The sequence below is a fragment of the Mesorhizobium sp. M8A.F.Ca.ET.207.01.1.1 genome (assembly GCF_004794715.1).
Classification (GTDB): Bacteria; Pseudomonadota; Alphaproteobacteria; order Rhizobiales; family Rhizobiaceae; genus Mesorhizobium.
Genome location: NZ_SRUS01000001.1, coordinates 921,534 through 935,921 on the forward strand (window position 1 = coordinate 921,534; position 14,388 = coordinate 935,921).

The 14,388-nt window shown below is 62.0% G+C and carries 16 protein-coding genes; 14 read left to right on the forward strand and 2 right to left on the reverse strand.

Going from position 1 to position 14,388, the window contains the following annotated elements; genetic code table 11:
* The first annotated feature begins 128 nt into the window (after nucleotides 1-128).
* Together EN850_RS04775 and EN850_RS04780 are read left to right on the forward strand one after the other, a co-directional pair.
* Nucleotides 129-1,394 (forward strand): NAD(P)/FAD-dependent oxidoreductase, encoded by a 1,266-nt coding sequence (locus EN850_RS04775; protein WP_136090711.1) that lies wholly within the window; start codon nucleotides 129-131, stop codon nucleotides 1,392-1,394.
* A 150-nt stretch (nucleotides 1,395-1,544) separates the two neighbouring features.
* Complete coding sequence (locus EN850_RS04780) at nucleotides 1,545-3,524, forward strand: bifunctional 2',3'-cyclic-nucleotide 2'-phosphodiesterase/3'-nucleotidase (protein ID WP_136090712.1); 1,980 nt, start codon at nucleotides 1,545-1,547, stop codon at nucleotides 3,522-3,524.
* 163 nt (nucleotides 3,525-3,687) lie between these two features.
* Here EN850_RS04780 and EN850_RS04785 read toward each other — a convergent pair whose 3' ends face one another.
* Nucleotides 3,688-4,944 carry a cyclopropane-fatty-acyl-phospholipid synthase family protein gene (locus EN850_RS04785; protein ID WP_136090713.1) on the reverse strand — a complete coding sequence of 419 codons (1,257 nt, stop codon included), beginning with the start codon at nucleotides 4,942-4,944 and terminating at the stop codon, nucleotides 3,688-3,690.
* A 337-nt stretch (nucleotides 4,945-5,281) separates the two neighbouring features.
* Here EN850_RS04785 and EN850_RS37680 point away from each other — a divergent pair, with 337 nt between their 5' ends.
* From EN850_RS37680 to EN850_RS04810, 6 genes are all read left to right on the forward strand, one after another.
* On the forward strand, nucleotides 5,282-5,416 hold the full coding sequence (locus EN850_RS37680) for a hypothetical protein (protein ID WP_272482999.1): 135 nt from the start codon (nucleotides 5,282-5,284) through the stop codon (nucleotides 5,414-5,416).
* A gap of 156 nt (nucleotides 5,417-5,572) precedes the next feature.
* Nucleotides 5,573-5,863: a Dabb family protein gene (locus EN850_RS04790; protein WP_127280091.1), complete on the forward strand. Its 291-nt coding sequence runs from the start codon at nucleotides 5,573-5,575 to the stop codon at nucleotides 5,861-5,863.
* Nucleotides 5,864-6,001: 138 nt separating this feature from the next.
* Nucleotides 6,002-6,889: a VOC family protein gene (locus tag EN850_RS04795; protein WP_136090714.1), complete on the forward strand. Its 888-nt coding sequence runs from the start codon at nucleotides 6,002-6,004 to the stop codon at nucleotides 6,887-6,889.
* The gene (gene kdsA / locus EN850_RS04800; protein WP_127869339.1) at nucleotides 6,886-7,746 is read left to right on the forward strand and encodes a 3-deoxy-8-phosphooctulonate synthase; all 861 of its coding nucleotides are present in this window, start codon (nucleotides 6,886-6,888) and stop codon (nucleotides 7,744-7,746) included. The genes EN850_RS04795 and kdsA overlap by 4 nt, the downstream gene beginning before the upstream one ends.
* A gap of 85 nt (nucleotides 7,747-7,831) precedes the next feature.
* A complete protein-coding gene (locus EN850_RS04805; RefSeq protein WP_127281030.1) occupies nucleotides 7,832-8,035 on the forward strand; it encodes a dodecin family protein in 204 nt (67 codons plus the stop codon).
* Between the two features lie 83 nt (nucleotides 8,036-8,118).
* Entirely contained in the window at nucleotides 8,119-8,484 is a 366-nt protein-coding gene (locus EN850_RS04810; RefSeq protein ID WP_127281031.1) for a PRC-barrel domain-containing protein, read from the forward strand.
* Between the two features lie 56 nt (nucleotides 8,485-8,540).
* On the opposite strand, the gene EN850_RS37685 is transcribed toward EN850_RS04810, so the two are convergent.
* On the reverse strand, nucleotides 8,541-8,666 hold the full coding sequence (locus EN850_RS37685; RefSeq protein WP_127281032.1) for a hypothetical protein: 126 nt from the start codon (nucleotides 8,664-8,666) through the stop codon (nucleotides 8,541-8,543).
* 201 nt (nucleotides 8,667-8,867) lie between these two features.
* Between EN850_RS37685 and eno the strand changes: the two genes are divergently transcribed.
* The 6 genes from eno to EN850_RS04845 form a co-directional block, all read left to right on the forward strand.
* The gene (gene eno, locus EN850_RS04820; protein ID WP_135867754.1) at nucleotides 8,868-10,142 is read left to right on the forward strand and encodes a phosphopyruvate hydratase; all 1,275 of its coding nucleotides are present in this window, start codon (nucleotides 8,868-8,870) and stop codon (nucleotides 10,140-10,142) included.
* 152 nt (nucleotides 10,143-10,294) lie between these two features.
* Entirely contained in the window at nucleotides 10,295-10,618 is a 324-nt protein-coding gene (locus EN850_RS04825) for a septum formation initiator family protein (RefSeq protein ID WP_127280535.1), read from the forward strand.
* A 191-nt stretch (nucleotides 10,619-10,809) separates the two neighbouring features.
* Nucleotides 10,810-11,847 (forward strand): pyruvate dehydrogenase (acetyl-transferring) E1 component subunit alpha, encoded by a 1,038-nt coding sequence (gene pdhA / locus EN850_RS04830; protein ID WP_127869335.1) that lies wholly within the window; start codon nucleotides 10,810-10,812, stop codon nucleotides 11,845-11,847.
* Between the two features lie 14 nt (nucleotides 11,848-11,861).
* A complete protein-coding gene (locus tag EN850_RS04835; protein ID WP_127280533.1) occupies nucleotides 11,862-13,262 on the forward strand; it encodes a pyruvate dehydrogenase complex E1 component subunit beta in 1,401 nt (466 codons plus the stop codon).
* A gap of 12 nt (nucleotides 13,263-13,274) precedes the next feature.
* Nucleotides 13,275-13,562, forward strand: a complete 288-nt coding sequence (locus EN850_RS04840; RefSeq protein WP_127280532.1) for a hypothetical protein — start codon at nucleotides 13,275-13,277, stop codon at nucleotides 13,560-13,562.
* Between the two features lie 3 nt (nucleotides 13,563-13,565).
* Nucleotides 13,566-14,388 (forward strand): biotin/lipoyl-containing protein (locus EN850_RS04845; RefSeq protein ID WP_135897761.1); only part of this gene is annotated, 823 nt, incomplete at its 3' end.

Consider the following 14,388-nt stretch of genomic DNA (forward strand, 5'->3'; position numbering starts at 1 on the left):
TCGCGATACGATACAACATGTGCGTTCACGACATGGAACGACGAGTCTCGGGCACTGTCCTGCCATTGTTGCATTGCACAAAAACACTTACATCAGGGCAGGCAATCTTGCCCATCAGGGGTGATGAAATGAGCGATGCCAGACATCATGTCGTCGTCGTCGGCGCCGGGTTCGGCGGCCTCGAATTCACCCGCGCGCTGGCTGGCGCGCCGGTGCGCATCACCATGATCGACAAGCGCAACCATCATCTGTTCCAGCCGCTGCTCTATCAGGTGGCAACCACGGCGCTGGCGACCTCGGAGGTGGCCTGGCCGATCCGACATCTCCTGCGCAAGCGCAAGGATGTGACCACGCTGCTGGCCAATGTCACAGGAGTAGACCGGACCGGCAAACGTGTTGTGCTCGATGATGGCAGCGCCGTCGCCTACGACACGCTGGTGCTCGCCACCGGCGCGCGGCACGCCTATTTCGGCCATGACGAATGGGAGCCTTTCGCGCCGGGCCTGAAGACGCTGGAGGACGCCACCACCATTCGGCGCCGCATCCTTCTGGCCTTCGAGCAGGCGGAACGGGAACCCGACCCTGCCAGGCGCCAGGCGCTGCTGACCATTGCTATCGTCGGCGGCGGGCCGACCGGCGTCGAACTTGCCGGAACCATTGCCGAACTGGCGCATGACACGCTGCGCGGCGAATTCCGCAACATCGACACGCGCCAGACGCGCGTGGTGCTGATCGAGGCCGGCGACCGCATCCTGGCCAATTTCGCGCCGAAGCTCTCCAATTATGCCGAGAAGGCGCTGGAGCGGCTTGGTGTTGTGGTCGAGCTTGGCCGGGCCGTTACGCGCTGCGATGCCGAAGGCGTGGTTTTTGGCGATACCGTTCTGCCGGCCCGCACGATCCTGTGGGCAGCCGGCGTTGCTGCTTCGCCCGCTGCCGAATGGCTGGGAGCGAAGGCCGATCGGGCCGGCAGGGTGTTGGTCGAGCCTGATCTCAGCGTGCCCGGCAGCCCGGAAATCTTTGTCATCGGCGACGCCGCCCTTGTGCTGCGGCCCGACGGACGGCCGGTGCCCGGCGTGGCGCCTTCCGCCAAGCAGGAGGGCCGCCATGTTGCCGCGACCGTCAGGGCCAGGCTTGCCGGCGACACGAGCCCGCGGCCTTTCCACTACAAGCATGCCGGTGATCTGGCGACGATCGGCAAGCGCGCCGCCGCGATCGATTTCGGCTGGATCAAGCTGACCGGCTGGCTCGCCTGGTGGCTGTGGGGCATTGCGCATATCTATTTCCTGATCGGTTTCCGCAACCGGCTTGCCGTTTCGCTGAGCTGGCTATGGATCTATGTCACGGGCCAGCGCAGCGCCCGGCTGATTACCCAGGGCGACGACGACAAGACCTGACTTTCTTCACCACGCTTTTCATCCGGCCGTCATCTGTTGCTGATGGATTGGCGTGCCGATGCGCGCGACTTCTTGAGTGGACTTGAGCCGATTTCGGCGCGAAGTTCGCTGAGGGCAGGGGCATGTCAGGTCGTCGAAGAAGGAGAAAACATGTCGCAACTGCTCCATCCCGTCTCTCGCCGTGGTCTCCTTGCGGGGGTCGCCGCCACAGGGGCGCTGATCATGCTTCATCCCTTCTCCGCCCGTGCGCAGGCCAACCAGGCGCATCTGAGGATCATGGAGACCACCGATATCCATGTGAACGTGCTGCCCTATGATTATTACGCCGACAAAGCCAATGACACGATGGGCCTGTCGCGCACGGCCTCCCTCATCGAGGCGGTGCGCAAGGAAGCCGCCAATTCGATGCTGATCGACAATGGCGACCTTTTGCAGGGCAACCCGATGGGCGACTACATCGCCTATGAGAAGGGCCTGAAGGAGGGCGATCTCCATCCGATCATGAAAGGCATGAACCTGCTCGGTTACGAGTGTTCGACACTTGGCAACCACGAGTTCAACTACGGCCTGTCCTTCCTGGACAAGGTACTGGCCGGCGCCAATTTCCCGTTCGTCTGCGCCAATCTGATCCGGGGCACCGAGCTTGCCGCCAATCCGCGCGACGACAAGCTCTACCTCAAGCCCTACATAATCCTGGACAAGAAGATCAAGGACGGTTCAGGCACCGAGCAACCGATCAAAATCGGCATCATCGGCTTCGTGCCGCCGCAGGTCATGGTCTGGGATCTCAAGAATCTCGAAGGCAACGTCAAGACGCGCGACATCGTCGAAGCGGCGAAGGCCTGGGTGCCGCAGATGAAGGAGGAGGGCGCCGACATCGTCATCGCGCTCTCGCATTCCGGCATCGACGTCAAGCAGGGTGACATGATGGAGAACGCCTCGATCTTCGTCGCCGGCGTCGAAGGCATCGACGCGGTCTTCACCGGCCACCAGCACCTGGTCTTCCCCGGCAAGAAGGATTTCCAGGGGCTCGAGGGCGTTGATACACAGAAGGGTACGCTGCAGGGCAAGCCCGCCGTCATGGGCGGTTTCTGGGGCTCGCATATGGGCCTGATCGACCTGATGCTGGAACGCGATGGGTCGAAGTGGAAAGTGGTCTCGGCGACCTCGGAGGCGCGGCCGATCTTCGAGCGTGTCGACAACAAGAACAAGCCGACTGTCGCCGACGACAAGCGCATCATCGCTGCTCTCGAGCAGGACCACCAGGCGACGCTCGCCTATGTGCGCCGCCCTGTCGGCAAGACCTCGGCGCCGCTCTATTCCTATTTCGCGCTGGTGGCCGATGATCCTTCGGTGCAAATCGTCAACCAGGCGCAGAGCTGGTATCTCAAGGATATCCTGAAGAGCACCCAGTGGAAGGACGTGCCGATGTTATCGGCGGCGGCGCCCTTCAAGGCCGGCGGGCGCAACGGCGCCGACTACTACACCGACGTGCCGGTGGGCGATGTCGCAATCAAGAACGTCGCCGACCTCTATCTCTATCCGAACACGGTTCGCGCGGTTGAGATCACGGGTGCCCAGGTCAAGGAATGGTTGGAGATGTCGGCCGGCATCTTCAAGAAAATCGAGGCAGGAAAAGCCGACCAGCCGCTGATCGACACCGAATTCCCATCCTATAATTTCGACGTCATAGATGGCGTAACCTACAAAATAGATTTGTCGCAGCCACCGAAATACGATGCCAAGGGCGCCGTCGCCAATGCCGGTTCCAATCGCATTATCGACCTGAAATTCGACGGCAAACCGATTGATCCAGCAGCGAAATTCGTCGTTGCGACCAACAACTACCGTGCCGGCGGCGGTGGCAACTTTCCCGACATCAATGCCTCGAAGGTCATCTACGAAGCGCCGGACACCAACCGCGACGTCATCGTCCGCTACGTCGTCAGCCAAGGCACCATCAACCCGTCGGCGGATGGCAACTGGTCGTTCGCGCCGCTGCCGGGAACCAGCGTCGTCTTCGAGACAGGCGTCAAGGCAAAGGACTTCATCGCCGATGTGAAGTCGCTCAAGATCGAGCCGGTGGGCGAGGGCGAAGCTGGTTTTGCCCGATACCGCATCCTTCTCTGATCGACTATCAGGGCTGGATGCGGCCGGTCTTGGAGATGACCTCGCCATAGCGAGGGAGGAGCAGTCGGATCGCTCGGCACGGTCAAGAGCCTCATCCCGCGGGTGCATGGACCTCGTGGATGGTCGATGTCCGGGTGTTGTCGATGAGATCGCTGTCCCCAGCCTACGCCTTGTAGACCACCTGGCGCACGTCGATATAGCTGGTGCGGAAACCGGCCTCGCAATAATGCAGGTAGAATTCCCAGAGCTTCTTGAAACGGTCGTCGAAGCCGAGCGGCACGATCTTCTCCCACGACCCCCGGAAACGCTGGCGCCATTCGGCAAGCGTGCGGGCATAGTCCTCGGGGAAAACGTGTTCGCGTAAATGGGCAAGGCCGTGCGCGGCGCCAAGCGACTTCAGGATGGACGGCGTCGGCAGCATGCCGCCCGGGAAGACGTAGCGCTGGATGAAATCCGGCCTGGCGCGATAGGTGTCGTAGGCGGCTTCGTTGATGGTGATGATCTGCAGGCCCGCGGTGCCGCCGGGCTTCAGGCAGGCCTTCATCTTGGAGAAGAATACCGGCCAGTATTTCTCGCCGACCGCCTCGAACATCTCGATCGAGGCGATGCGATCGTAGGTCCCGGTTTCATCACGGTAATCCTGCAACTTGATGTCGACCTTGTCGGCAAGCCCGGCCTTGGCGATGCGCTCCTTGGCGAAATCGTGCTGCTCGCGGCTGATGGTCAATCCGGTAACCCGGCAGCCGATTTCGCGTGCCGCGAACTCGGCAAAGCCGCCCCAGCCGCAACCTATCTCCAGCACGTGATCCTTTCCGCCGATGCCCGTATCCCTGGCCAGCGCCCGGTATTTGGCGGCCTGGGCGCTCTCGAGATCATTGGCGCCATTGGCGTAAAGCGCCGAGGAATAGGTCATGCTCGGGTCGAGCCATTCCTTGTAGAAGGCGTTGCCGAGATCGTAATGCGCCGAGATATTGCGCTTTGACCCATTGCGTGTGTTCTCGTTGAACCAGTGGCGGATGCGCTGGGCCGTGTTGATGAGCCAACTGGCGCCGCCCGCGACGCGTTCGCCGATCGCCGAATTGACCACGAACAGTTCGAGGAAGCTGGTGACGTCAGGGCTTTCCCAATCGCCGTCCATATAGGATTCGGCAACGCCGATCGTGCCGCCGGAAAAGGCGCGGCCCGGCAGACGCCAGTTCTTGAGCACAAGTTCGGCGTCGGGGCCTGGCGCCTTGCCGCCGACGAGGACGGCACGGCCGTCCGGCATCCTGACTTTCAGCGAACCACGCGGCAGGTTCATGGCCGCCGACAGCACCATGCGCGCCTTGGCCGGCAGGCCCTTGACGATCTCGGCGAAATTGAATTCGTCGAGCCTGACCGCGTCGCCCGGCGCTATGCCATGATGTTCCCCGTGTGCCATTCCATGCCCCTGGATCTCCGTGCTGTCGGCGCAATTGCCAAGCCACGGTTCTCTTGGATCATCCGCCGGGTTCAAACACCGTTGCCTGGTCCCGGCAGCTTGCGGGTTCGACGGCAGGCGGGCTCGAACGAAAGCGCGCGCCCCTTAGCAGAGCTTCAGCGCTTCCCAGTGAATGCCTGCCACAATCTTCCACGCCATGAGGGGGAACTTCAAGAGGCATGCCGAGAGCTGGACTGTGCCACGCGGCGCCCGGCATCTGCCGCCCTGCGTCAGGCCGCTGCGGCCCGAAATCAAAAACGCCTATGGCAGCCGCATCGCTTGTGCGATAGCTTTAGCCATGCGTTATGTAATCGTGATTGCCGCCATCGCGTTCTTCCTGATCTGGGACGGTCTCTACAATCAAGGCCGGTATCTCGACGTCGCGGTCAGGGAAGTTTCCCATGCGGTGCGCTACGTCACCGGCAAGGCCTAGACGTCCCTGGGCAGGCCGGCGCTTCATCCCTGATCCGCGCGAACCGAGGTCCAGCACCGATCGAGGCGCGTCGCAAGGACGCGTGGCGCCATGACCGGTTGACGCAAAGGGACCGCCGTCACAAAAGACCCCGACATTCAGATCGAGGAGGCGGGATTGATCCGGCATATCGTTTTCTTCAGCGCGCGGCGCAAGGAAGATGTGGAAGCTGTTCGTACCGGGCTGCTGGCGCTCGGCGACATTCCTCATTGCAGCCTCTTCGAGGTCACGCTGAACACCAAGGTCGACCCGCTGTCGGATGAAGTCGATGTCGTCGTTTACGCGGAATTCGCCGATGACGCGGCGCTGGCAGCCTACAAGGCGCACCCGCTCTATGCGCGGACCACCAGCAAGGTCAAACCATTGCGCGAGCTGCGTTATTCGGCCGATGTCGTGGCCGGACGCTGATCCGGCGCCTGCTCCAGAAGGTGCCGTTTGCAGCGGCGACTTTCCCGATAGAGCGTGCTGTGCGAACCATGCGCCGCCGCCGGCGGCATTGCGATCAAGTCTTGAACCGACCTTCGGAATGATGCACATCGCGCCTGCATGACCCCAACCACATCAGCCATTCATCCGCTCGATCATCTGGTTCTGCCGACGCAGACCGTCGACACCGCGCGGATCCGGCTCACCGCGCTGGGCTTCGTCGTCGCTCCGACCGGCATCCATCCCTTTGGCACGGAAAACTGCTGCGTGTTCCTTGCCGACGGCACCTATCTGGAGCCGCTCGCGATTGGCAGCGAACAGGCTGCGACGGAGGCTGCCGCCGAGGGCAACGTCTTCGTTGCGCGCGATCGCCTCTATCGCGAAAGCCTTGGTAACGAGGGATTTTCCGCGGTGGTTCTTGGCACTGACAATGCCGATGACGACCATGAACGCTATGTCGTAGCCGGCCTGTCGGCGGGAGACACGCTGAGCTTCTCGCGAGCCTTCACCGACACGGCTGGCAAAAGCGATACCGCCTCGTTCAAGCTCGCTTTTGCTTCGGCCAATCATGCCAGGGACGCTTTTCTTTTTGCCTGCCAGCGCATCAACGCGCCGAAAGTGGACCGCGCGGCCTTGCAGGCTCATCCCAACGGCGTCGATGGGGTCGTCGAGGTGATTGCAATCAGCAGTGCGCCCTCCGAACAGCACAGGCTGATCGCGGTGGCGGTCAATGAACCGTCCGCCGGCGGTCCGGACGGCGCGTTCGCCTTGCCGAACGCAACATTGCGTGTGCTCGATCCCGCGTCTTACGCCGCGCGCTTTGGCATCCCGACCGGCCCGGCGACGGAGCTTCGTTTCGCCGCCGTGGTATTTGCGATCCGAAGCGCCGATGCCGCTGCGAGGCTGCTTGCAGCCAACTCAATCCAGCACGATATAGCGGGCACCGACATTGTCGTGCCGCCGGCAGCCGGCCAAGGCGCGGCTTTCATCTTCCGGGAGACCAAATGAGCAAGTCCCAAGCACCAAATTCGACGGCGCCCAATTCTTCGGTAACGGTCGGCAATGTCATCTTCGACAATGCGGCACCCTTGGCGCTGATCGCTGGCCCGTGCCAGTTCGAATCGCGCCAACACGCCTTCGACATGGCCGGTGCGCTGAAGGAGCTGACCGGCAGGCTCGGCATCGGCCTCGTCTACAAGACCAGCTACGACAAGGCCAACCGCACCTCGCTGTCGGCGACGCGCGGTGCCGGCATGGACGCCGCACTTCCCGTGTTCGACGAGTTGCGAAAGGAATTCTCGCTGCCGGTGCTGACCGACGTTCACACGGAGGAGCAGTGCGCCATCGTTGCACCGCATGTCGATGTGCTGCAGATACCGGCCTTCCTGTCGCGCCAGACCGACATGCTGGTCGCCGCCGCGAGGACGGGCAAGGTCATCAATGTGAAGAAAGGACAGTTCCTCGCCCCCTGGGACATGAAGAACGTGGTCGCCAAGATCACCGGTTCCGGCAATGCCAATGTGCTGACCACCGAGCGCGGTGCTTCTTTCGGCTACAACACACTGGTGTCGGATATGCGCGCTCTGCCTATCATGGCCGAGATCGGCGCGCCGGTGATCTTCGACGCCACCCATTCGGTGCAGCAGCCGGGCGGGCAGGGCGGGTCGTCTGGCGGGGAGCGCCGCTTTGTCGAGACGCTGGCCCGCGCGGCCGTTGCCGTCGGCGTTGCCGGCGTCTTTATCGAGACTCATCAGGACCCCGACAATTCGACCTCCTCCGACGGTCCGAACATGGTGCCGCTGAAAGATATGCCGGCGCTGCTCGAAAAGCTGATGGCGTTGGACCGGGTAGCGAAGGGCCACTAATCCTAGGCTTTCTGCCCGTGCTTGTGGTTGCCAGGGGCCAGTTGTACGCTCGGCAGGCAAATGAGCGTTTTGGCAGGAGGAAGCCATGTCCGTCGCCCGCGTCACCGAAATCACCTCATCGTCGAAGAAGAGCTTTCAGGACGCCATCGAGCAAGGAATCGCCCGCGCCGCCAAAACCCTGAAGAATGTCGAAGGGGCCTGGATCCAGGATCAGAAGATCGTTGTCGTGGACGGCAAGATCGCGGCCTATCGCGTCAACATGAAGGTGACTTTCATCCTCGCGGAGTGATCGGGCAGCCGCCAAAAAGTCGGGAACTTTCGCCCGCGCGCCTCATTGTCAAAGTGCAGATTAACGACAACGAGGAGCAAACAATGACAACGCAAACAGGCCACACCGAAGCCATTGCCGCTTCGCGAGTGATCGGCACTACCGTCTACAATACCCAAGGCGACGGCATCGGCAGCATCGAGGACGTCATGCTCGATAAGACGTCGAACGGCATCATGTTCGCGGTGATCGGATTTGGCGGCTTTCTCGGTATTGCCGAGAAGTACCATGCCATTCCCTGGGCGAGCCTCGACTACGACGAGGACAAGGGCGGCTATGTCGTACCCTTCACCAAGGAACAGCTGAAGGCAGCGCCCGCCCATTCGATCAACGAGTTGGCCGGCGCCGATGGCGAGAGCGTGCGCGACGAGTCCTACGAATATTATAAGGTTACGCCCTACTGGCACTGACGCCACAACCGAAAAGGGGGCCGTTTCGACGGCCCCCTTTTCGATTCGAGGCAACGCTACTCGCTAATGTGCAAGGCCGGCAAAGGCGCAATGGCCTTTGGCGGTGGCTGCTGATTGTCGCACGACGTCAGGAACGCCGCCGCGATCAGGAACAGACTGACGATACCGCTCAACTCGGACATGGCGAAACTCCTCCTGTTTCGCCCCGCGCGACAACAGCCTTAACCCGGAATGCGCCCCTTGTGGCATGACTTATGATGACAGAAACTTGCGCTTCGTGAATCGCGCGGGCGGCAATATTCGGCCAGGGCCCGATTGCCTTTTGCGTCGCTTTGGCTAAGACGGGCGCGACGTTTTCTCCAGATCAAATCGAGGACATCGCAATGACCGCCATCATCGATATTGTCGGGCGTGAAATCCTGGACAGCCGCGGAAACCCGACCGTCGAGGTCGATGTCGTTCTCGAAGACGGTTCAATGGGCCGCGCCGCGGTACCGTCGGGCGCCTCGACCGGCGCCCATGAGGCCGTCGAACTGCGCGACGGCGGCGCCCGCTACCTCGGTAAGGGCGTGCTCAAGGCCGTCGAAGCGGTCAACGGCGAACTGTTCGAGGCGATCGGCGGCATGGAAGCCGAAAACCAGATCCATATCGATCAGATCATGATCGAGCTTGACGGCACGCCTAACAAGAGCCGGCTCGGCGCCAACGCCATTCTGGGCGTTTCGCTGGCGGTGGCGAAAGCCGCGGCCGATGCCGCCGGCCTGCCGCTCTATCGCTATGTCGGCGGCACAAAGGCGCATATCCTGCCCGTGCCGATGATGAACATCATCAATGGTGGCGCGCATGCCGACAATCCGATCGACTTCCAGGAATTCATGATCCTGCCGGTCGGCGCGCCGACGCTGCGTGAAGGCGTGCGCTGGGGTTCGGAAGTCTTCCACACGCTGCGCAAGAAGCTGAAGGATGCTGGCCACAACACCAATGTCGGCGACGAGGGCGGCTTCGCGCCGAACCTGAAGAGCGCGCCGGTGGCGCTCGATTTCATCATGGAATCGATCGAGAAGGCCGGTTTCAAGCCGGGCGAAGAGATCGCGCTCGGCCTCGATTGCGCCGCGACCGAATTCTTCAAGGACGGCAACTACGTCTATGAGGGTGAGAAGAAGACACGCGATCCCAAGGCGCAGGCCAAGTACCTCGCCAAGCTCGCCGCCGATTACCCGATCATCTCGATCGAGGACGGCCTTGCCGAAGATGACTGGGAAGGCTGGAAATACCTGACCGACCTGATCGGCAAGAAGACGCAGCTTGTCGGCGACGATCTTTTCGTCACCAACACGGCGCGGTTGCGCGACGGCATCCGCATGGGCGTTGCCAATTCGATCCTGGTCAAGGTCAACCAGATCGGCTCGCTGACCGAGACGCTCGACGCGGTCGAGACCGCGCACAAGGCAGCCTACACCGCCGTCATGTCGCACCGTTCGGGCGAGACCGAGGATTCGACCATCGCCGATCTCGCCGTCGCCACAAATTGCGGGCAGATCAAGACCGGCTCGCTGTCGCGCTCCGACCGCATGGCCAAATACAACCAACTGATCCGCATCGAGGAAGAACTCGGCAAGCAAGCGCGCTACGCCGGCAAGTCGGTGATCAAGAGCTGATCCGGCCGCGCATCTTTGGTATCGAAAGGGCGGGACATCCCGCCCTTTTTCATTTCAGGCTGGGCTGGGCCGCCGCCCGTAACCGTCCGTTAAGCACAATCAGGCGAAAAAGGCGTCGAGCCGTTTGAGTTCGCGGCCACGGGGAATCGGTCATGTGGACGCGTCAGCACAAGCAGAGAAATACCGGGCGGCTGATCATTCCTTCGCTGTGCGTGGTGTTCCTGGCCTATTTCGGCTTTCACGCTTATCACGGCGAATTCGGTATCAATTCCAAATACAAGCTGGAGGCCGAAACGGTCGCGCTGCAGGGTCAGCTCGAGGCGATCAGGGCGCGCAGAATGGAACTCGAACGGCGGGTCAAGCTCATGCATGATGGCACGCTGGAGAGGGACATGCTCGATGAGCAGGCGCGTAAAGCGCTTAATCTGTCCCAGGCCGACGAGATCACCATCATGCTGCCGGTTTCGGAGAAGTAACCGATTTTCGGTTAATCAGCAATATTTTCAATGATTTTAATCGCTTAGGCGCATGCCAGCTATGCAATTTCGACATGGCGGAACGCCTTTCTACGTGTTAGCCTCCCATAAATCGAAGGGGAGGGCGATCTCCCCGGAGCAGGTTGATCTTGCTCCAGTGTCCGCAAAGAGACGCCAACAGGGAGTGATGCATGGCCACCGCAGCCAGAAAAGCGCCTGCCAAATCGAAATCCGACGGCAAATCCGGCCTGTCAGCACCCAAGCCTGCTGACTTCACCAAGGACGAAGAGCTTGCCGCCTACCGGCACATGCTGCTCATCCGCCGGTTTGAGGAAAAGGCCGGCCAGCTCTATGGCATGGGCTTCATCGGCGGCTTCTGCCACCTCTACATTGGCCAGGAGGCGGTCGTCACCGGCATGAAGATGGCGCTGATCGACGGCGACCAGATGATCACGGCCTATCGCGATCACGGCCACATGCTGGCGATGGAGCTTTCGCCGCGTGGCGTGATGGCTGAGCTGACCGGACGCCGCGGCGGCTTGTCCAGGGGCAAGGGCGGCTCCATGCACATGTTCTCCAAGGAGAAGCATTTCTATGGCGGTCACGGCATAGTCGGCGCGCAGGTGTCGCTCGGCACCGGTCTGGCCTTCGCCAACCGCTACCGCGACAACAACAATGTCTCGCTGACCTATTTCGGCGACGGCGCAGCCAACCAGGGCCAGGTCTATGAGAGCTTCAACATGGCCTCGCTGTGGAAGCTGCCGGTGATCTACATCATCGAGAACAACCGCTACGCCATGGGCACCTCGGTGTCGCGCTCTTCAGCGGAGACTGACTTCTCGCACCGTGGCGCTTCCTTCAAGATTCCCGGCATCCAGGTCGACGGCATGGATGTGCGCGCGGTCAAGGCCGCCGGCGATCTCGCCACCGAATGGTGCCGCGCCGGCAATGGCCCGCTGATCCTCGAAATGCAGACCTACCGTTATCGCGGCCACTCAATGTCCGATCCTGCGAAATACCGGTCGAAGGAAGAAGTGCAGAAGATGCGCTCCGAGCATGACCCGATCGAGCAGGTCAAGGCGCGGCTGATCGAGAAGAAGTGGGCGACCGAGGACGAGCTCAAGACCATCGACAAGGAGGTTCGCGACATCGTCGCCGACGCCGCCGAATTTGCCCAGAACGATGCCGAGCCGGATCCGTCCGAGCTCTGGACCGATATCGTATTGTAAGGGAGGGCCAGGACATGCCGATCGAAATTCTCATGCCCGCTCTCTCGCCGACCATGGAAGAGGGCAATCTTTCCAAGTGGTTGAAGAACGAGGGCGACAAGGTCGTCGCCGGTGACGTCATCGCCGAGATCGAGACCGACAAGGCGACGATGGAAGTCGAAGCCGTCGACGAAGGTACGCTGGGCAAGATCCTGATCGCCGCCGGCACCGAAGGCGTCAAGGTCAACACGCCGATCGCCGTTCTGCTCCAGGACGGCGAGAGCGCCGCCGACGTCGGCAAGTCCGCGGCGGCTCCCGCCAAGGCGGAAGCACCGGCAAAGGCGGAAGCGCCGGCCGAGGACAAGGCGGAGGTGGCAAAGCCGGCCGCTGCACCAGTCGCGGCCGCACCGAAAACGGAAATCGCCGCCGATCCGGATATTCCCGCCGGTACCGAAATGGTCTCAACCACGGTGCGCGAAGCGTTACGCGACGCCATGGCCGAGGAAATGCGCCGCGACGGCGATGTCTTCGTCATGGGCGAGGAAGTTGCCGAATACCAGGGCGCCTACAAGATCACGCAAGGCCTGCTGCAGGAATTTGGGCCGCGTCGCGTCGTCGACACGCCGATCACCGAACATGGTTTTGCCGGCGTCGGCGTCGGTGCTGCGATGGCGGGCCTCAAGCCGATCGTCGAGTTCATGACCTTCAACTTCGCCATGCAGGCGATCGACCAGATCATCAACTCGGCCGCCAAGACGCTCTATATGTCCGGCGGCCAGATGGGCGCGCCAATCGTGTTCCGTGGGCCGAACGGCGCGGCCGCCCGTGTCGCCGCACAGCACTCGCAGTGCTATGCCGCCTGGTACAGCCACATTCCAGGCCTGAAAGTCGTGATGCCGTATACGGCCGCCGACGCCAAGGGCTTGCTCAAGGCGGCGATCCGCGATCCGAACCCGATCATCTTCCTCGAGAACGAAATCCTCTACGGCCAGTCCTTCGACGTGCCGAAGCTGGACGACTTCGTGCTGCCGATCGGCAAGGCGCGCATCCACAAGACGGGCAAGGATGTCACCATCGTCTCCTTCGGCATCGGCATGACCTATGCGGTCAAGGCGGAAGCCGAGCTGCGCGGCATGGGCATCGACGCCGAGATCATCGACCTCAGGACCATCCGTCCGCTCGATCTCGACACCGTCATCGCCTCGGTCAAGAAGACCAACCGGCTGGTCGTGGTCGAAGAAGGCTACCCGCAGAATTCGGTCGGCGACCATATCGCCAACCAGGTGTCGCAACGCGCCTTCGATTTCCTCGACGCGCCGGTCATCACCATTGCCGGCAAGGACGTGCCGATGCCCTATGCGGCCAACCTCGAAAGGCTGGCATTGCCGAATGTCGGCGAGGTCATCGAGGCCGTCAAAGCCGTCGCATATCGCTAGGGAGCAATGCGGATGCTGTCTTTCTGGACGTTGGCAGCCATCATTGTTCCCACTGTCGTGGTCGCCTTTCTCGTGCGATCGATGACGGGGAAGTTCGATGCGGTTCTGTTGATGCTCAGCGGTGCCGCGTCGCTGGTTCTTGCTATTGTGGCAACTGCTTCCGCAAAGGTCGACCAGACCGGCAGCATGATGACGCTCGAGATGGGCAAGGGTAGCTACCATTTCGGTGTCTTGCCACCTGTGTTCATCGTCGCCACGCTGACCGTCATGCGCGGCCTTTTCAAATTCATCCAGGAGTGAGCGATGCCTATCAACATCACCATGCCGGCCCTGTCGCCCACGATGGAAGAAGGCAATCTGTCAAAATGGCTGGTCAAGGAAGGTGACAAGGTTTCGCCGGGCGATGTCATTGCCGAGATCGAGACCGACAAGGCGACGATGGAAGTTGAAGCCGTCGATGAGGGCACTGTCGCCAAGCTGGTCGTGCCGGCCGGAACCGAAGGGGTCAAGGTCAACGCGCTGATCGCCGTGCTTGCCGCCGAAGGCGAAGATGCGGGCGCTGCCGCGAAAAGCGGTGGCGCACCGGCGAAAGCCGAGGCCAAGCAGGACAGGGCGCCAATCTCCCCACCCGTGGGGGAGATGTCGACGAAGTCGACAGAGGGGGGCGCTGTTCCTCCAGCAGCCAAGAGCGAGGCGCCCCCCTCTGGCCTGCCGGCCATCTCCCCCACAAGGGGGGAGATCAGCCAATCGGCCGAGCGCACCTTTGCGTCGCCGCTCGCGCGCCGCATCGCCAAGGAGGCGGGGGTCGATGTGTCGGCCGTGACCGGCACCGGTCCGCATGGCCGGGTGGTGAAGGCCGATGTCGACGCCGCGATCGCCGGTGGCGGCGCCAAGGCAGCACCGGCAGCCAAGGCTCCGGCTGGTGCGCCTTCCGCTGCTCCGGCTGTAAAGGCAATGTCGGACGATCAGGTGCTGAAGCTGTTCGAGCAAGGCTCTTACGAACTCGTCCCGCACGACAATATGCGCAAGACCATCGCGCGGCGCCTGGTCGAGGCCAAGACCACCATCCCGCATTTCTACCTGACGCTCGACTGCGAGCTCGACGCGCTGCTTTCGCTGCGCACGC